Origin of the sequence: Winogradskya humida (assembly GCF_016862215.1) — a bacterium.
Classification (GTDB): domain Bacteria; phylum Actinomycetota; class Actinomycetes; order Mycobacteriales; family Micromonosporaceae; genus Actinoplanes; species Actinoplanes humidus.
Window position 1 is genome coordinate 1 of the sequence record NZ_BOMN01000016.1, and the last position, 18340, is coordinate 18340.

Annotated in this window: 15 protein-coding genes and 1 pseudogene; 6 read left to right on the forward strand and 10 right to left on the reverse strand. The window is 71.2% G+C overall.

The window, feature by feature from the left end; all coding sequences use genetic code 11:
• From Ahu01nite_RS06400 to Ahu01nite_RS06415, 4 genes and pseudogenes are all read right to left on the reverse strand, one after another.
• Positions 1–242 (reverse strand): annotated as a pseudogene (locus tag Ahu01nite_RS06400) (hypothetical protein); the annotation flags it as partial.
• 623 nt (positions 243–865) lie between these two features.
• Positions 866–1486, reverse strand: coding sequence for a cardiolipin synthase ClsA (clsA, locus tag Ahu01nite_RS06405; RefSeq protein WP_203835473.1), 621 nt, complete (start codon positions 1484–1486; stop codon positions 866–868).
• Positions 1487–1885: 399 nt separating this feature from the next.
• On the reverse strand, positions 1886–3841 hold the full coding sequence (locus tag Ahu01nite_RS06410) for a vWA domain-containing protein (protein WP_203835474.1): 1956 nt from the start codon (positions 3839–3841) through the stop codon (positions 1886–1888).
• 38 nt (positions 3842–3879) lie between these two features.
• Positions 3880–5301, reverse strand: a complete 1422-nt coding sequence (locus tag Ahu01nite_RS06415) for a sigma 54-interacting transcriptional regulator (RefSeq protein ID WP_203835475.1) — start codon at positions 5299–5301, stop codon at positions 3880–3882.
• A gap of 110 nt (positions 5302–5411) precedes the next feature.
• On the opposite strand from Ahu01nite_RS06415, the gene Ahu01nite_RS06420 reads away from it, so the two are divergent.
• Positions 5412–6233, forward strand: a complete 822-nt coding sequence (locus Ahu01nite_RS06420) for a PhzF family phenazine biosynthesis protein (RefSeq protein ID WP_203835476.1) — start codon at positions 5412–5414, stop codon at positions 6231–6233.
• Positions 6234–6257: 24 nt separating this feature from the next.
• Positions 6258–7892 (forward strand): ABC-F family ATP-binding cassette domain-containing protein, encoded by a 1635-nt coding sequence (locus Ahu01nite_RS06425; protein ID WP_203835477.1) that lies wholly within the window; start codon positions 6258–6260, stop codon positions 7890–7892.
• On the opposite strand, the gene Ahu01nite_RS06430 is transcribed toward Ahu01nite_RS06425, so the two are convergent.
• Positions 7882–9522, reverse strand: a complete 1641-nt coding sequence (locus tag Ahu01nite_RS06430) for a glycoside hydrolase family 10-like protein (protein WP_203835478.1) — start codon at positions 9520–9522, stop codon at positions 7882–7884. The genes Ahu01nite_RS06425 and Ahu01nite_RS06430 overlap by 11 nt on opposite strands.
• A 162-nt stretch (positions 9523–9684) precedes the next feature.
• Between Ahu01nite_RS06430 and Ahu01nite_RS06435 the strand changes: the two genes are divergently transcribed.
• Entirely contained in the window at positions 9685–10584 is a 900-nt protein-coding gene (locus Ahu01nite_RS06435) for an NAD(P)/FAD-dependent oxidoreductase (protein WP_203835479.1), read from the forward strand.
• Here the strand turns inward: Ahu01nite_RS06435 and glgA are convergent.
• Complete coding sequence (glgA, locus tag Ahu01nite_RS06440) at positions 10566–11789, reverse strand: glycogen synthase (RefSeq protein ID WP_203835480.1); 1224 nt, start codon at positions 11787–11789, stop codon at positions 10566–10568. The genes Ahu01nite_RS06435 and glgA overlap by 19 nt on opposite strands.
• 60 nt (positions 11790–11849) lie before the next feature.
• Here glgA and glgC point away from each other — a divergent pair, with 60 nt between their 5' ends.
• Complete coding sequence (gene glgC, locus Ahu01nite_RS06445) at positions 11850–13082, forward strand: glucose-1-phosphate adenylyltransferase (RefSeq protein ID WP_203835481.1); 1233 nt, start codon at positions 11850–11852, stop codon at positions 13080–13082.
• A gap of 135 nt (positions 13083–13217) precedes the next feature.
• Here glgC and Ahu01nite_RS06450 read toward each other — a convergent pair whose 3' ends face one another.
• The 3 genes from Ahu01nite_RS06450 to Ahu01nite_RS06460 are packed head-to-tail and all read right to left on the reverse strand — an operon-like array spanning position 13218 to position 15840.
• Positions 13218–13817 carry a TetR/AcrR family transcriptional regulator gene (locus Ahu01nite_RS06450; RefSeq protein WP_203835482.1) on the reverse strand — a complete coding sequence of 200 codons (600 nt, stop codon included), beginning with the start codon at positions 13815–13817 and terminating at the stop codon, positions 13218–13220.
• 58 nt (positions 13818–13875) lie between these two features.
• A complete protein-coding gene (locus Ahu01nite_RS06455) occupies positions 13876–14640 on the reverse strand; it encodes an SDR family NAD(P)-dependent oxidoreductase (RefSeq protein ID WP_203835483.1) in 765 nt (254 codons plus the stop codon).
• A gap of 60 nt (positions 14641–14700) precedes the next feature.
• On the reverse strand, positions 14701–15840 hold the full coding sequence (locus tag Ahu01nite_RS06460) for an MFS transporter (protein ID WP_203835484.1): 1140 nt from the start codon (positions 15838–15840) through the stop codon (positions 14701–14703).
• Positions 15841–15881: 41 nt separating this feature from the next.
• Here Ahu01nite_RS06460 and Ahu01nite_RS06465 point away from each other — a divergent pair, with 41 nt between their 5' ends.
• Complete coding sequence (locus tag Ahu01nite_RS06465) at positions 15882–16913, forward strand: hypothetical protein (RefSeq protein ID WP_203835485.1); 1032 nt, start codon at positions 15882–15884, stop codon at positions 16911–16913.
• Positions 16914–17087: 174 nt separating this feature from the next.
• Entirely contained in the window at positions 17088–17321 is a 234-nt protein-coding gene (locus Ahu01nite_RS06470; RefSeq protein ID WP_203835486.1) for a hypothetical protein, read from the forward strand.
• A gap of 6 nt (positions 17322–17327) precedes the next feature.
• Here the strand turns inward: Ahu01nite_RS06470 and Ahu01nite_RS06475 are convergent, their stop codons facing one another.
• Positions 17328–18305: an AraC family transcriptional regulator gene (locus Ahu01nite_RS06475; protein ID WP_203835487.1), complete on the reverse strand. Its 978-nt coding sequence runs from the start codon at positions 18303–18305 to the stop codon at positions 17328–17330.
• Between the last annotated feature and the right edge of the window lie 35 nt (positions 18306–18340).

The following is an 18340-nucleotide window of genomic DNA, read 5'->3' on the forward strand; positions in this document are numbered from 1 at the left end:
TCAGCAGGGCGGGTCGCTTCAGCAGGGCGGGTCGCTTCAGCAGGGCGGGTCGCTTCAGCAGGGCGGGTCGCTTCAGCAGAGCGGGTCGCTTCGGCGGCCTCGGCGGGCGGGGCGACTTCGGCGGCGGCTCCGGCTAGCGGGGCGACTTCGGCGGGCGGGGTGATGTCGACGGCGGCTTCGGGGAGTCCGGGCTCGGCCGCGTCGGCACGGTCCTCGGAGCCGGGGGCCTGATCCGCTGTCATCGCGGCAGGGGACGGCGGGGGCGCGTCGGATCGCGGCTTGACCTGCTGTGTTCCGGACCCGAACCAATCCGCGGTCTGGTCCGCTTCAGCTCCGACGCTCGACGGCGGTGCGGTTCCGGCACCCTCGGGTGCACGACTCACGGCAGACGTGCCCGCGACTGACGGGCCAGCCCCTGTGGTCGCGGCAGGAACGACCGTGAGCGACGGACTCACAGGCGTGGAACTCGCAGGCGACGGAGTCACCGGCGCGGGAGCGGCGGGCGTCGGCGTCACCGGCGCGGAAGCGGGAGCGGCGGGCGGCAGGTCTGCTGCCGGGAATCCCGTAGGTGATGCGTTCCCGGGGGACGGACTTGCAGGCTCTGCCCGCGATGGGTCGGCAGGTGCTGCCGGTTTACCCGCTGCCGGCTCGGCCGGCCGAGCTGGCGGAGGCTCTGCGTGCGGGGTGGCTGCCGGGGCCTGGTCGTCCGGGGCGGGCTTCGGTGCCGGCTGCGCGGCCGGGGCCTCGGGGACGTCCTGGGTCTCGGGCAGCGGTGTCGTCGGCGCGGCCGTGGCGGGCGGTGGGTCGGTGGGTGGGGGTTGCGGGGGTCGCTGCCGGCGATCGTCGGGGCCGCCGTGGGGCGAGGTCATCCTGCGACAGCCTCGCGGGGCGGCGGCACGGCGGCGTCGGCGCGCAACAGGGCGCGGGTCTGGGCGAGGTAGAGCGCTGCTGCGGCCCAGTAGAGGCCTAGGGCCCACCAGGCCAGGGCCCAGCCGATCGGGAGGGTGACCGTGTCGATCGAGGGGACCGCTTCGGCGAGCAGGAGGACCGGGAACGCCGCGAGCAGGACGAACGTGCCGGTCTTGCCGACGTAGTGGACGGGCGGGGGGCCGTAGCCGTGGCGGCGCAGGATCAGCAGGGCGATGCCGAGGACCAGCTCGCGCAGCAGCAGGGCGGTGGTCAGCCACCAGGGGACGACCTCGCGCAGGGTGAAGCCGACCAGGGTGGCCAGGATGTAGAGGCGGTCCGCGAACGGGTCGAGGAGCTCGCCGAGGCGGCTGACGGAATTCATCCGGCGGGCGATGTAGCCGTCGACCCAGTCGGTGCTGCCACCCACGGCCAGGACGATCACCGCTGCGACGTCGTGGTGCGGGCCGAGGAGAAGATAGAGGAACAGCGGTACGCCCAGCAGGCGCAGGAAGCTGATCACGTTCGGAATCGTCCAGATGCGGTTCGTGGCCGTTCTGGGCGCAGCCTCGTGCGTCATGGCGCCCCCTCTCCCCCGCAACCGCCACGAGACCCCACCCGTGGCTATCCCTGCCCGGCCCGTATCGCCTGGTCCGCCGCCATCCCCCCGGAAGGCCGGCCGGACACGCCCGGGCCGCTCACTCGCCGGGCCACTATATCCAGCCGCACGCCACACCCCCATCACCCCGTGCCGGTCTGTCCGCTACTCGTTACGCGCCGCACATCCCGTAGGCATCCTAGGAGGATAGGTTGGCAGTTCCGGGCGCTGGGACGTGCGGAAACGGGGTGTGCGACGTGACGCAGATCGCTGAGTGCCAACGAATAGGGCGAGTCCGGCAGATGCCGGACTCGCCCTGACAAAACACGAGGCCTGGCCGAACACGAGACCGGCCGACCACAAACCCGGCCTACGGACCGGTCAGCGTTTGCCGCGCCGGCTGCGGACGTAGTCGTCGACGACGTACGCGCCCAGCTCCTCGACCTCGGGGCTGAACACCCGCCCACCACTGCGGCGGGCGACCGCGTCGACGAAGCGGCGCAGGCCCTCGTTCTCGCCGAGCATGAAGAGGTTCAGCGTGGCGCCGTAACGGGTCAGCTGATCCACCTCGTGCACCGTGAGCTGGACCGTCTCCGGCAGGGTCGGCCAGTTGAAGTAGGCCTCGCCGTCCGGCTCGAGGTGGGCCGTCGGCTCGCCGTCGGTGACCACGAGGACGACCGGTTCCGCGCCGGGGTGGCGGCGCAGGTGGCGGCCGGCGAGTTTGAGGGCGTGCTGCAGGTTGGTGCCCTGGACCATGTCGGGCTCGATCGCGGCCAGCTCGCCCTGGGAGAGCGGCATGGCGTAGCGGCCGAAGCCGATGATCTGCAGCGAGTCCTGCGGGAACTGGGTGGCCACGAGGTGGGACAGCGCGAGGGCCGTCTGCTTCATGGGGCCCCAGCGGCCGTCGGCGAACATCGAGTAGGACAGGTCGACGCAGAGGGCCACCACGGCGGAAGCACGCCGCTCGGTCTCGGCGACCTCGAAGTCGTCCGGTTCGAGGCGGACGGGCAGGGTGCCCGCTCCCCCGCGCCGGACGGCGTTGCCGATGGTGCGGACGACGTCGAGGGGCTGGGAGTCGCCGAACTGCCAGCGGCGGGACGAGCCGATGAGGTCACCGGCGGCGCCCGCGTCGCGCAGGTCGTGGTTGCCGCGCTGCTTGCTGGTCAGGTCCTTGAAGACCTGGGCCAGGGCGGTGCGGCCGAGCCTGCGCAGGGCCTTGGGTGACAGGGTGAGGCCGTCGTCGTCGCGGGTGACCCAGCCCTGGCGGCGCAGTTCGCGTTCCAGGTCGCGCAGGCGGCGTACGTCGTCGGCGGCTCCCCGGCCGAGCTGGCGTTCGACCGCTTCCACGTCGATGTCGTCGAGGGTGGCCCCGGGATGGTCCTGGTCGAGCTGTTCCATCAGCTCGTCCAGTTCGCCGATCTCGCCGAGCGCCTGGGTGGCGTCGCCGTACCCGAGATCCTCGCTGCCCTTCATGCGCTCGCCGCGGCCCCAGTTGAGGTTGGGCCGTAGCGCCCGCAGGTTGTCGGTCAGCTCGCCGAGCTGGCTGCGCAGCGGGCCGTCGCCGAGTGCCTGGTCCATCAGGCTCGCCAGCTCGTCACGCTGCTGAGGGCTCAGCGATCGCATGAGGCGTTCGGCGGCGGCTGCCCGGCGGGCCAGGGAGTCGATGAGCTCCTCGACGTTGCCGGGCTTCTCCGGGAAGAAGTCGCCGTGCTTGGCCATGAACTGCTGGAACGCGTCGCCGGTGTCCTCGCCGCGGTTGTGCTTGCCGAGCAGGTCGTTGAGGTCGCCGACCATCTCGGCGACCGCGGCGTCGGTGGCCGGGTCGCGGCCCTGCAGCGCCTCCTTCATGCCGGCGAAGCGCTGCTCGACGACCTCGCGGCGCAGACCGTCGAGGATCTGCTGGTACGTGGCGCGGGCCTCGTCGCTGGCCCAGTGGTAGTCGCTGAGCTCCTCGACCGCACGGGACGTGGAGCGGGGCAGGTTGTCGAGGACGGCCTCGTTGAAGCGGGCGTCGTCATCGTCGGGGCGGTTGCGCAGCTCGTCGCGTTCGGCGGCGACGGCCTGGTCGAGCAGCTGCTGGGCCCGGGTGACCGCGCCGTCGAGGTTGCCACGGCGCAGGGCGTCGCGGCGCATCCGGCGGGCGCGGGCCCGCAGCTCGTCCAGGCCGCGACCCTCGCGCGGGCCCTGCCGGAGCAGCTCACGCAGGGCGTCGCGCAGGTTCTCCCCGGCGAGGACGCGCTCGCCGACCTCGTCGACGGCGGCGCGGACGTCGTACGGCGGGGCGAGCGGGTCGGGCCCGTCCCGCCACGCGCCGTACCGGAATCGGTTACCGGCCATGATCGCGCTCCTCGCGCGGGCCGATGAACAAGCGCATGTCAGCTCCCGTAGAGGGTGCGTCCGTCGTCGGTCAGCTCCTTGGCCAGCCGGCGGGTGAGGTGCAGGCCCTCGAGGACGAACTCGATCGCCGAGGCGGCCTGCCCGGGGCTCGGCGCGTCGCCGAGGCCGAGCCGGTCGAGGACCTTGGCCAGCCCGGGGACCGTACCTATCTGGGTCAGGAGCTCGTCGGCCGAGACCAGGTCGCCGGTCTCGATGATCGCGCCCTCGGCGACCAGCTCGGTGAAGCCGGACAGGTCGAGACCGGCGAGCCGGGCCCGGAACGTCTCCGCGGTGGCCAGGCGCAGCAGGTGCGCGAGGACCTCGACCTCGCGGCCCTCCTCGCCGCTGTCGAACTCGACCTTGCCGCGCAGGGTGCTGGTCACCGAGACGGTGTCGCAGACCCGGGCGACGGCCTCGCGCTCGTTGCGCAGCCCCGAGCGGCGCAGCGCGGACGCGGCGACGGTCTCGGTGGCGGCGATCGCGAAGCGGGCCGAGATGCCGGAGCGCTGGTCGACCGCCGGGGACTCGCGGACCGCCCGGGTGTAGCGGGCGATGACCTCGATGAGGTGCTCGGGGACCGACGCGGACAGGTTGGCCTCCTGGCGGATGAGCTCGGACTCCAGCTCGACCTCCAGGGGGTAGTGGGTGCGGATCTCGGCGCCGAACCGGTCCTTGAGCGGGGTGATGATCCGCCCGCGGTTGGTGTAGTCCTCCGGGTTGGCGGACGCGACGAGCAGGATGTCGAGCGGGAGCCGCAGCTGGTAGCCACGGACCTGGATGTCGCGCTCCTCGAGCACGTTGAGCAGCGACACCTGGATGCGCTCGGCGAGGTCGGGCAGCTCGTTGACGGCGAAGATGCCCCGGTTGGTACGCGGCACGAGCCCGAAGTGGATCGTCTCCGGGTCGCCGAGCGCGCGGCCCTCGGCCACCTTGATCGGGTCGACGTCGCCGATGAGGTCGCCGACGCTGGTGTCCGGGGTGGCGAGCTTCTCGCCGTAGCGCTCGGAGCGGTGCAGCCAGGACACGGGCAGCAGGTCGCCGGTCTCGCCGGCCAGCCGCCGCATCGCCGGGGTCAGCGGCTGGTACGGGTGTTCCCGCAGCTCGGAACCGGTGATGTAGGGCGTCCACTCGTCAAGCAGGTCGATCAGGCCGCGGATGAGCCGGGTCTTGCCCTGGCCGCGCTCGCCGAGCAGGACCATGTCGTGACCGGCGAGCAGCGCCCGCTCGACCTCGGGCAGGACGGTGTCGTCGTAGCCGACGATGCCGGGGAACCGGGGCGCGCCGCTGCGCAGCCGGTCGAGCAGGTTGTCGCGCAGTTCCTCCTTCACGGTGCGGAACTCGTGCCCGGAGGCACGGAGCTCACCGAGGGTGCGCGGGAGATCGGTGGGTGGGGTGGGTACGAGCGTGGAAGCCTCTGGCACCCACCGAACGCTACTCCGAGCCTGTGAACAACGACCATGACAAACGCCGGGGCCAGATCGTCCGGATTGGCGCTGGCCGCGCGGGAGCGGAAAAGGGCAAGCTCGGAGCCATGACAGACGTCGAGATCCTCCGGTACGCGGCCTTCAGCACTGATCCGGCCGGCGGCAACCCGGCCGGCGTGGTGCTCGACGCCAGCGCCCTGACCGATGCCGAGATGCTGGGCATCGCGGCGGACCTGGGGTATTCCGAGACGGCGTTCCTGACCGGCGACCGGCTGCGCTTCTTCAGTCCCCTGGCCGAGGTCCCGTTCTGCGGGCACGCGACCGTCGCCACCTCCGTGGCGCTGGGCGACCGGCAGGGGCCCGGCACCTACACGTTCGTCACGAACGCGGGCGAGATCCCGGTCACCGTCGATGAGCGGGGCCGCGCGACGCTGACCAGCGTCCCCGCGGCGGTCGGCGAGATCGGCGACGTGGACCTGGTCGCTCTGCTCGCGGCGTTGCGCTGGGACGCGGACGACCTCGACCCTGTGCTGCGGCCCCGGATCGCGTACGCGGGGGCGTACCACCCGGTCATCGCTGTGAAGAGCCGCCACCGCCTCGCCGACCTCGACTACGACGTGCCGGCGCTCAAGGCCCTCATGGAGTCGAGGGGCTGGACCACCGTGCAGCTGGTGTGGCGTGAGGGTCCGCTGAGCTTCCACGTGCGCAACCCGTTCCCGGTCGGCGGCATCTACGAGGACCCGGCCACCGGTGCCGCGGCGGCCGCGTTCGGCGGTTACCTGCGCGGGCTCGGGCTGGTCCCCGACGACGCGGTTGTCGAGCTGTCGCAGGGCACCGACATGGGCCGGCCCGGGAGACTGACGGTGACGCTCACCCCCGGCGAGGCGGGCGTACGCGTCAGCGGCAACGCGGTGCCGGTAACCGGTTGAACCGCCACGTAGAGTCAGCTCCCGATGAGCGCCACGATGATCGCCCGGGAACTCGCCGCGGGGCACGGCGACCGCATGCTGTTCCAAGCCCTGGACCTGGTTGTCGCCCCCGGCGACGTGATCGGGCTCGTGGGGGTGAACGGCGCGGGGAAGACGACGCTGCTGCGTACCCTCGCGGGTCTGCTGCCCCCGGAGGCCGGGACCGTCACGCTGAGCCCGCCCACCGCCAACGTCGGGTATCTGCCGCAGGAGCGGGAGCGAAGGGCCGACGAAACGGTGAGGGATTTCCTCGCCCGCCGCACCGGGGTCGGCCCGGCCCAAGTGGCGATGGATGAGGCGGCGGAGGCCCTGGCCGTGGGTGGTGACGGTGCCGACGACAGGTACGCGGCTGCGCTCGAACGGTGGCTGGATCTGGGCGGCGCCGACCTGGACGAACGTGCGGAGCAGGTCACCGGGGAGCTGGGGCTGGCCGTCGCGCTGGACCACCCGATGACCGCGCTCTCCGGCGGCCAGGCGGCCCGCGCGCAGATGGCGTCGCTGCTGCTCAGCCGCTACGACATCTTCCTGCTCGACGAGCCCACCAACGACCTCGACCTGGAGGGCCTCGGCCGCCTGGAGGAGTTTGTCACCGGGCTGCGGGCGGGCACGGTGCTGGTCAGCCACGACCGTGAGTTCCTGACGCGTACGGCGACCGCGGTGCTGGAACTGGATCTTGCCCAGCAGCAGGTCAACCTGTACGGCGGCGGCTACGAGGCGTACCTGGACGAGCGGGCGACGGCCCGGCGGCACGCCCGCGAGGACTACGAGGAGTTCGCCGACAAGAAGGGCGCCCTCGAGAGCCGCGCGCAGATGCAGCGGGGCTGGATGGAGACGGGCGTGCGCAACGCCCGCCGCAAGGCCAAGGACAACGACAAGATCGGCAAGGCGATGCGCGCCGAGTCGACCGAGAAGCAGGCGGCGAAAGCCCGGCAGACCCAGCGGATGATCGAGCGCCTCGAGGTCGTCGAGGAGCCCCGCAAGGAGTGGGAACTCCACATGGAGATCGCCGTCGCCCCCCGGGCCGGTGCGGTGGTCGCCACGCTGCGCGAGGCCGTCGTACGCCGCGGCGGTTTCACGCTCGGCCCGGTCACGCTGCAGATCGACTGGGCGGACAAGGTCGCGATCACCGGCGCGAACGGCTCGGGCAAATCGACGCTGCTCGCCGCGCTGCTGGGCCGGCTCCCCGTCGACGAGGGCCAGGCACACCTCGGTCCCGGCGTCGTCGTCGGCGAGGTCGACCAGGCCCGCGGGCTGTTCCTCGGCGACGAACCGCTGATGACGGCGTTCGGCGCGGCGGTCCCGGACTTCAACGACCCGGACGTCCGCACGCTCCTCGCGAAGTTCGGCCTGAAAGCCGACCACGTACGCCGCCCCGCCGCGACCCTCTCCCCCGGCGAACGCACCCGCGCGGCCCTGGCCCTCCTGCAGGCCCGCGGCGTCAACCTGCTGGTCCTCGACGAGCCGACCAACCACCTCGACCTGCCCGCGATCGAGCAGCTCGAATCGGCGCTGGCCGAATACCCGGGCACCCTGCTCCTGGTCACCCACGACCGCCGCATGCTCGACGCCGTCCAGACCAACCGCCACCTGGAAGTCGTCGACGGCAAGGTCAAGGGCTGACGGACACCGGGCTGCTGAGCGGGCTCTCGTTGCCGGAGCGGTCCAGGCCGCTCATGCAGTACGTCGCCTCGGCGGCCGGGGGCGCGGGGTCGACCACGTCCTGGGAGCCGCGGCGGCCGGTCGCGACCAGGGCCGCCTTCTGCGGGGTCGCGGCGTCGACCCGGTAGAGCGCCCAGGACACCGGCTCCGGGCCGCCGCCGGCCTGCCACTCGATGGTGACCGTGCTGCCCGTGCGGCGGGCGGCGGTGGCGCGCGGGGTGCCCGGGATCTCCAGGGGGAGCTTCTTCATGGTGGGGAGCAGGGCCGGGGCTGCGTAGTGGTTCGTCGTGTAGCGGGTGACCGAGCCGAGTTTGTCGGCCTGGACCTGCCTGGCGCTGAAGTGGACGCTGCCCTGGACGCCGTACCTGTCGTTCAGGGCTAGCTGGCGGTCGAGCTGGTCGGGCTGCTTCCACGGGCCCTTCTCGCCGACGCGGTAGTCGCCCTGGCCGACGTACAGCTGGACCTCGGTGCCCTTGACCGTCTGCACCCACCACGGCAGCACCTTGGCGTAGTCGGCCTTGTCGAAGCCGATCGCCCAGTAGAGCTGCGGGACGACGTAATCGAGCCAGCCCTCCCTCACCCACTTGCGGGTGTCGGCGAACTGGGCGTCGTAGCTCTCCAGGCCGTGGGAGTCCGAGCCGGACGGGTCCGTCGTCTTGTTGCGCCAGATGCCGAACGGGCTGATCCCGAACTTCACCCACGGCTTGAGCTGCTTGATGCGGTCGCTCATCTCGTGCACGAGAGTGTCGACGTTCGCCCGGCGCCAAGCGGCACGGCCAAGGCTTTTGTTCGTACGCTTCGCAAAGCTCGCGTCGTCCTTGAACGTGCTGCCGCCACCCTCGGGGTACGGGTAGAAGAAGTCGTCGAAGTGCACGCCGTCGATGTCGTACTTCGCGACCGCCTCGAGCATGGCGTCCTCGACGAACTTGCGGGCCGCCGGGTTGCCCGGGTCGAAGTAGAGCCGCGCCGTCTTCCCGTCGGGGTAGGCGATCGCCCAGTCGCGATGCTTGAGCAGCGGGTGGTTCGGGGCGAGCTTGCCGAAGTCGGCGCCCGGCCCGTCGGGACCCGGCTGCGTCCCGCGGTACGGGTTGAACCACGCGTGGAACTCCAGGTTGCGGGCGTGCGCCTCCGCGACCATGAATTCCATCGGGTCCCAGCCCGGTGACTTACCGTCCCGCTTGCCGGTCAGCCATTCCGACCACGGCGCGTACGCCGAGGGCCAGAACGCATCCCCCGACGGCCGCACGTGCACGAAGATCGCGTTGTGCCGGCGCGCGACGGCCAGGTCGAGCCACTTCAGGTATTCGGCCTTGACCTGCGCCTCGGGCAGCCCCGGCCGGCTCGGCCAGTCGATGTTCATGACCGTGGTGAGCCACATGCCGCGCAGCTCCCGCTCGGCCTGCACCGGCGCGCCCGCGCAGCTGCCCGTGGTGCCGTCGGCGGGGCCGAGCTTCTGGTCGGTGGGCACCACGATCGGCCCGGCGGACGGCTCGGAGTAGGTCGCGGCGCGGACGAGCCCTACGCCCATCACCGAGACCCCCAGCATCGCGGCGGCCAGCACCAGGGTCAGTCGCATGGGGGGTCGGCGCATCGCCCCAGTCTGCCCGACGCCCGCACGCGGTCCCGGACGGGCGCACGCGCCTACCCATTCGCGCGGTTAGGTTGTGCACAATTAAGTTGTGCGCAATTTAATTGTGCACAACCTAACCGCGCGCAGCCGGGCGACGACAGGCCACGGCCTAAGCTCGGCGTCATGGACGTCGTCGTGGTGGGTGCGGGGATCGCCGGGTTGTCGTGTGCGCGGGAGCTGGCTGCAGCCGGTCGCACGGTCCGGGTCGTCGAGCGGGGGCGGGTGGTCGGCGGGCGGCTGGCCAGCAAGCGGTACGACGGGCGGTACGCGGACATCGGCGCCGGCTATTTCGTCGCCGACGACCCCGATTTCCACGCTCTCGCCGAGCAGTGGCGGGCCCGGGGTCTCGCGCACCCCTGGACGGACACGTTCACCGTTTTTCCGGATAAATCTGATACGACCGGCCCGGTCAGGTGGGCGGCGCCGGGAGGGCTCCGCAGCCTCGCCGAGGACCTGGCGCGCGATCTGGACATTTCACTTAATTCCGAAGTGTCGGCGATCGATCCCGAAGTGATCACCGTGCTCGCCATGCCCGGCCCCCAGGCACTCCGGCTCCATCCCCCGGCCGCCATCGCCGACGCCGCGAACGAGCAGCAGTGGGAACCCGTGATCGCCGCAGTCCTCGCGTACGGTCAACGGTCCTGGAAAGAGCTGCACGCAGCGTTCGTGAACGACCACCCGGACCTGGCCACGATCTTCGACGACGGTGACCGGCGCGGTGACCGGGCGCCCGTCCTGGTCGCGCACTCCACGCCGGCGCTGGCGCGGCAGCACCTGAACGACCCCGCAGCGGCCGGCCCGATCCTGGCGGAGGCGGTCGGCGAGCTGCTGGGCATCACCGAGCAGCCCGAGATCCACACGCACCGCTGGACCTACGCGCAGCCGGCCCCGGGATCCGAGCCCTACGCCACCGACGGCCGGGTCTGGCTCGCCGGCGACGCGTTCGGCAAACCGCGCGTCCAGACCGCCTGGCTGTCCGGACGCGCGGTGGCACGAGCGATTCTTCAGAGTACGGAGCGGTAGACCTTCAGCGTGTCCTCGGCGATCGTCGACCAGGAGAACTTCTCGACGGCCCGCTGCCGCCCGGCGAGCCCCATCGACGCGGCCCGTGCGGGGTCGGCCAGCAGCGTCGTCATCGCGGCGGCCAGGTCGGCGACGAAGCGCTCCGGGTCGACCGGCGTGCCCGTGCCATCGGCGACCTGCTCGATCGGGACCAGCAGGCCCGTCTCACCGTCGGCGACGACCTCCGGGATGCCGCCGGTCGCGGTCGCCACGACGGCCGTCTCGCACGCCATGGCCTCCAGGTTCACGATGCCCATCGGCTCGTAGATCGAGGGGCAGACGAAGACCGTCGCGTGCGTGAGGACCTGTACGACCTGGTTCTTCGGCAGCATCTCCTGCACCCAGATGACGCCGTTCTCGTCGCGCGCGTTGCGCAGCTGGATCGCCAGGCCCTCGACCTCGGCGGCGATCTCGGGCGTGTCGGGCGCGCCGGCCAGCAGGATGATCTGCACCTCGGGGGGCAGGTCGTGGCAGGCCCGCATGAGGTACGGCAGGCCCTTCTGGCGGGTGATCCGGCCGACGAAGACGACGCTGGGGCGGTTCAGGTCGATGCCGAGCCGCTCGATCACGTCGGTGCCGCGGTCGGGGGCGTACAGCGTGGTGTCGATGCCGTTGTAGACCACGTGGATCCGGTCGGCGTCCACGCTCGGGTAGGCCGTCAGCACGTCGCGCTTCATGCCCCCGGACACCGCGATGATCGCGTCGGCGTTCTCGATGGCGGTGCGCTCGCAGAACGACGAGAGCGCGTAGCCGCCGCCGAGCTGCTCGGCCTTCCACGGGCGCAGCGGTTCGAGGCTGTGCGTGGTGACCACGTGCGGCACGCCGTGCAGCAGCTTCGCGGTGTGACCGGCGAAGTTCGCATACCAGGTGTGGCTGTGCACGAGATCGGTGCCGGCGGTGCCCGCCGCGATCTCAAGATCGACACCCATGGTCTGCAGTGCGGCGTTTGCCCCAGAAAGGCCCGAAGGCGTCTGGTACGCCGTGACGCCGGGCTCGTCGCGGGGCGCTCCGAAGCAGTGCACGCGCACGTCGGCGAGCGGGCGAAGGTCCCGCGCGAGGTACTCCAGGTGCACGCCAGCGCCCCCGTACACCTCCGGGGGGTATTCACGGCTGATGAGGTCGACGCGGAGAGTGTCGCCGGTAAATTTCGAGTGCGAGTCGGTCACGTGACGCAGCTTAGGCCTTTCGACTGGCGTGGACGCCAAAGGAAAGTTAGGTTCTCGTTCATGGCTGTCAAGGTGCTTGCGATCGTTCTGGCTGGTGGCGAAGGTAAGCGCCTGATGCCCCTCACCGCGGACCGGGCCAAGCCCGGCGTCCCGTTCGGCGGCATCTACCGCATGATCGACTTCGTCCTCTCGAATCTCGCCAACGGCGGGTATCTCAAGATCGTCGTGCTGACCCAGTACAAGTCGCACTCGCTCGACCGGCACATCACCAAGACGTGGCGGATGTCGACGCTGCTGGGCAACTACGTGACCCCCGTGCCGGCCCAGCAGCGGCTCGGCCCGCGCTGGTTCGCAGGCTCCGCGGACGCGATCTACCAGAGCCTCAACCTGATCAACGACGAGAGCCCGGACTACGTCATCGTCTTCGGCGCCGACCACATCTACCGCATGGACCCGAAGCAGATGGTCAACGACCACATCGCCTCGGGCGCCTCGGTCACCGTGGCCGGCATCCGCCAGCCCAAATCCATGTCCGACCAGTTCGGCGTCATCGACGTCGGCCCCGACGGCAAGCGCATCAGCGCCTTCCGCGAGAAGCCCGTCGACGTCGAGGGCCTCCCCGACTCCCCCGACGAGATCTACGCGTCGATGGGCAACTACGTCTTCACCACCCGCGCGCTGTGCGAGGCCGTCTCCCAGGACGCGCAGAATCCGGACAGCAAGCACGACATGGGCGGCAACATCATCCCCATGCTCGTCGAGCGGGGCGAGGCCAACGTCTACGACTTCCGCGACAACGACGTCCCCGGCAGCACGGAACGCGACCGCGGCTACTGGCGCGACGTGGGCACCCTGGACTCCTTCTACGACGCCCACATGGACCTGATCGCCACGCTCCCGGTCTTCAACCTCTACAACATGGAATGGCCGATCTTCACCAACTACGGCTCCTGGCCGCCGGCGAAGTTCGTCCACGGCTACGACGACCGCCAGGGCCGGGCCATCGAATCCATGATCTCCCCCGGCGTCGTCGTCTCCGGCTCGCTGGTCGAACGCTGCGTGATGTCCCCCAACGTCCGGGTCAACTCCTGGTCCCACGTGGAGAATTCCGTGCTCATGGAGGGCGTGCAGGTCGGCCGGCGCGCCGTCATCCGCAACGCCATCATCGACAAGAACGTCGTCATCCCCGAGGGCGCCCAGATCGGCGTCGACCTGGACCGCGACCGCAAGCGCTACACCGTCTCCGACAGCGGCATCGTCGTCATCGGCAAAGGCCAGACGGTAGATCTTTAAACTGGCCCGGACCGCAGCTCCCGGCCTTGCTCGGGCGGGAGCTGCGGGCAGGACCTGCCGGGCGGGAGCTGCGGACAGGACCTGCCGGGCGGGAGCTGCGGACAGGACCTGCCGGGCGGGAGCTGCGGACAGGATCTAGCGGGCGGGAGCTGCGGGCAGGACCTGGTCGGCGAGGGTCTCGGCGACGGCCCGCAACTCGGTGACGTCGATGCCGGTGCGGCCCATGAAGACGATGCCCTGCTGCGCGGCCACGATGGCGCGGGCGGCATGCCGCGGGTCGGCATCGGCGGAGAAGTCGCCTTCCCGCTGAGCCCGCGCCACAGCCTCGGCGAGGATGCCGGTCCGCTCCTCGAAAGCGCCGTGGGACGCCGACAGCACGTCGGCATCAGCCGCTGCCATTTCGCTGGTGCTGTTCGCCAGGAAGCACCCCCGGAGTGCGGCGGCGCCGGTGGGATCCGCGGCGGGGGCGGTCAGATAACGGCGGAGACCGTCGATCGCCCGGGGAGCGTCGGCCAGCACGGCCCGCAGCGTGTTATGCGTAGCTTCGACGTAGTCGCCGAGCACTCGCAGATACAGCCTCCGCTTGTCGCCGAATGCGGCATAGAGGCTGCCTTTGCCGAGACCGGTGACGCGGAGCAGGTCCTCGAGGGACGTGGCCGCGTAACCGGCGGTCCAGAACTGATCGCGGACCGCGGCCAGCACGGTCTCCTCGTCGAACTGCCGTGGTCGTGCCATGCGAGCACCCTACCCAGTTCTTGACCATGCGGTCCATGACAGCAGGGCGGGCCCGGGGTCACGCCGCCGCGAACGTCTGCACCTCACCGCCGTCGGCGAACAGCTCGCTCCCGGTCACGTAGCTCGACTGATCGGACGCCAGGAAGAGAACGGCGGCAGCGATCTCGGCGGGCTGGGCGACCCGCCCTAGCGGCACGGTGCCGGCCATCGCGTCCAGCAGGGGCTGTACGTGACCGGGCTCCTGGGCGATGCCGCGCAGTCCGGGGGTGTCGGTCGGGCCGGGAACGACGACGTTCACGCGAATCCGCCGGCGCGCCAGCTCGGTCGCCCAGGTCCGCGCGAACTGGCGGATGGCCGCCTTGGACGCGGAGTAGTCGCCGAACCCGGCGTTGCCGCGGCTGGCGCTGCTGGAGCCGGTGATCACGATGCTGCCACCGTCGGCCAGCAGCGGAAGCGCCTTCTGCACCGTGAAGACGGTGCCGCGTACGTTGATGGCGAAGGTCCGGTCGAAATTCTCCGGGGTGAGAGCGTCGATGGTCGCGAGCGCGCTGCCTCCGCCGGCGTTGGCGAACACGATGTCCAGACCGGCGCCGCCACCTCGGATGCGGGCGAACAGCTGGTCGAGATCGTCCAGGCTGGACACGTCACCGCGGACCGCTGTCGCCCTGTCACCGAGCAGGGTGGCCGCGGCGTCGAGCTCGGCCTGGCGGCGGCCGGTGAACCAGACGCGCGCCCCCTCCGCGATGAAGCGCTGCGCGGTGGCCAGGCCGATGCCCGTGCTGCCCCCGGTGACCAGGGCTGTCTTGCCGTCCAGTTGACCCACGAAATCTCCCCAGGTAGTTGTTTACCGCACGGTCCACAATAGCGATGGTGGACCGTACGGTCAAGAACTGAGGGTGGTGGCGGTGAGCATGACGGTCAGGGCACGGGTGACCAGGGCGGCGCCCACGTAGAGGGGGGACGTGTAGCCCAGGCCGGCGGTGATGGCGAGGCCGCCGAGCCACGCGCCGAGGGCGTTGCCGACGTTGGAGGCGGAGACGTTGGCGCTGGCGGCGAGGGGCGCGCCGCCGGCGGCATCGGTGACCCGGGTGATCATTCCCGGGACGGTGGCGAAGCCGAACAGGCCGGTCAGGAAGATCAGCGCCACCGCCGCGACCCGGCTGCCGGCCAGGAGCCCGAACGCGACGAGGGTGCCGGCCAGCGCTGCCAGCGACACGATGAGCGTGCGGTCCCGGTTGCGGTCGGCGGCGCGTCCGCCCGCCAGATTGCCGGTCACCAGACCGGCGCCGAAGACGACGAGCAGCCAGGCGACGTCGGCGCTGGAGAAGCCTGCGACCTCGGTGAACGTGTAGGCGATGTAGCTGAAGGCCCCGAACATCCCGCCGTACCCGAGGGCGGTGGCAGCGAGGGTGAGCCACACCTGCCGGGAGCGGAAAGCCCCCGCCACCCGGCCGGCTCGCGAAGCCGTTCCCGCGGACGCCGGCACCCACACCGCGATGGCGGCCACGGCCAGCATCCCGATCGCGGCGATCCCCCAGAACGTGGCCCGCCACCCCCACCGCTCACCGACGAGCGCGCCGAACGGCACCCCGAGGACGTTGGCGACGGTCAGCCCGGAGAACATCACCGCGACGGCCCGCGAGGCCTGCGAGGGTGGCACCAGCCTGCGGGCGACCAGCGACCCGATGCCGAAGAACGAGCCGTGGCACAGCGCGGCGACGACCCGGCCCAGCATCGCCACGGCGAACGTCGGCGCCACCGCGGTCAGCAGGTTCCCGGCGACGAACAGCAGCACCAGCCCGATGAGCACGGCCTTGCGGTTGATCCGCCCGGTCACCGCCGTCAGCACGATCGCGCCGGCCGCGACCACCAGCGCGTACCCGGAGATGAGCCACCCGGCCGCGGCCTCGGAGACCCGCAGGTCCCGGCTCACCTGCGGTAGCAGCCCCGCGATCACGAACTCGGTCAGCCCGATCCCAAAACTCCCGGCCGCCAGCGCCGCCAACCCCGCCCGTCCCGACATCCGTTAACGTTAACGGGACGAGGAAGTGGTAGAAATCTGCGGTGCATCTCGCCTCCGAGCAAGCAGCGCTGGCCGCCGCCGGCGTCTCCCCGCAGCGGTTCACCCTCCCCCACGCCACGATCATCCTCGGCGACCAGGCTCTCGTGGTGATCGTCGACGCGGGTGACCGCCCCGGCGCCACCGCTGTCCGCGACGCCGGCGAGATCGTTCTGAGTGGCGTGCTCCCGGGGCCGGTCGGGTCCGGGCTGGGGTACTTCAATGCGGACGGCGCCCGGCTCGTCCTCGCGTACATCAGGCTGCCCGACGGTCTTCTGCCGGTCGGGCCGGCCCGGGTGGCCTCGCTCAGCGGGACCCACGACGGCATCGTCTTCGGGGCGGCCCTGCGGCCGGCGACCCGGCTGACCTACGACCAGCTCGACCTGGTCCGCCCCGCCCCCGCCGTGCCCCTCGAGGATACTGCCTGGCTCGACCTGATGCGCACGGACCGCATCGCCGCCCTGCGCGCGTTCATCGCCACCTGGCACGCGGCCACCCCGGCAGGCCCGGTGGCTTACGCTCCGCCGACGGATGCGCCCGAACCACTCCGTACGCTGTACGAGGCCGCGGAAGGCCGCAAGAGTGTCCTCGGTGCTCAGAACTTCCTGCGGCCGCCCGCCGAGCTCACGACGGACAACGGCTGGGTGGCGTTCGCCGACGAGAACCAGGGTGCGTTCGTCCTGGAGCATCGGACCGGTGACCCCGACCCGGTGGTACGCGACGAGATCGAGACCCTCAGCGGCGTACTCCTGCAGTTCGTGCTGTTCGAGGCGTCGTTCACCTCCCCGATGACCGTCTCGGGATTCCTCTCCGACGACGAGCTCGCCCGGCTGACCGCCCTGCTGCGCCGCGTCCCCCTGGGCCCGGCGAGCTGGATCGGCGGCCCCGCACGCCTCTACGCCGGCCCCGGCCTGATCGTCGCCGCCGACCGCACCGGCGACCCGGACGGCCAGCTCGTCACCGTGGGCGCCAACCATCGCGCGGCCCTGCGGCCCCTGCGCGACCTCGACCTCCCGTGGTTCGACTACGACGGCTGAGCGGGTGAAGTAGTTCTCCAGGAAGCCGTTCAGGACACCGATCGGCTGGACCACGGCGTACGTGTGCCCGCGTCGCGATCACTCGGGCAAGACCGTCTATAGTGGCGCACTCCTGAGATCGATCAAAGGAAGTCCACACGGATCGGTGAGCGCTCCTTCCGCGGCAGCGTCGCCGTGAATCCCGGCGAGGAGCAGCCCAGGAACCGGGGCTTTCTCGCCGACCTCGACGAGCAGGGCCGGTTCACCAGTGTCGTGTTCTTCAGCGACACCCAGCCGGCGGGCTCCGGGATGTCGATCGCCTTCTCCGGCTTCGGCACCCCGGCCGGCATCAGGGCGCCTTCCGCCGACGAGACCGTCGACGGCGAGGCGTACCTCATGGTCCTGATTGAGATCGGGTTGTCCTTCTGACAACAACTATGTGCGGTCGCGGAGCGTTTCCGACGGGGTGAGGCCGTAGCGGTCGCGGTAGGAGCCGGCGAAGCGGCCGAGGTGGGTGAAGCCCCAGCGGTGGGCGACCTCGCTCACGCTCACCTGGCCCTTGTCGGCACGGATCAATTCGGCGTGTACGCCCTCAAGTCGCAAACGCCGTAGATACGTCAAGGGTGGGACACCGACGTGGCGGCGGAACGATTCCTGCAGGACCCGGACGCCGACGCCGGCGATCGCGGCGAGCTCGTGCGCGGTGAAGGCGCGGCCCGGTTCGGCGTGCATCGCGTCGAGGGTTCGTTTCACCGGGCGGGGGCGGCGGGCGGTCGGGACGCCCGGGATGTCGTCACCGTGGCGTTGCTCGACGGCGCAGGCCAGGGCGCCGATCGCGAGGTCGCGCCACCGGGTCAGCAGGCGGGGCAGCGCCGACAGGCCGTCCGGCTGGCGCAGTTCGGTGTGCAGGAGGCGGATCAGCGCCATCCAGCTGCGGCCCGGGCCGCCGGCCAGGCCGAACGTCAGCCCCAGCGGGCCCGGGGTCACATCGGGTGGGTCAAGGGCGGTGAGTTCGCGTTCGAAGGCGAGGCGTTCGACCTTGACGCTGTAGACGCGGCAGTCCGCCGACCAGCGCAGTTCGATGTCGCTGCCCGGCTGGAACACCGCGGCCCGGCTCGGATCGGCGGTGGTCGACGTCCCCCGGTGCAGGACCTGCACCGAACCGGTCAAAGGCGCGAGGACGTGGTACGCCGTCCGCAGATCGCCGATCGCCACACAGATCTCGATGCCGTAGCTGATCTCGCCGACGGTCAGCGGGCCGAGCTGGACGACGTCACCGGAGAACGCGAACCCGTCGAGCCCACCGGCCGCCTTGACCTCGAGGGGGCCGTAGAACATGCGACGGCAGAACGCCCGTGCCTCGTCGACATCCGCGGTGCGGAGAACCGTACGCGCGGCCCCTGCCGTGTCCATCCAGTCACCCTAGACCGACAGGGGCCTCACCGGCA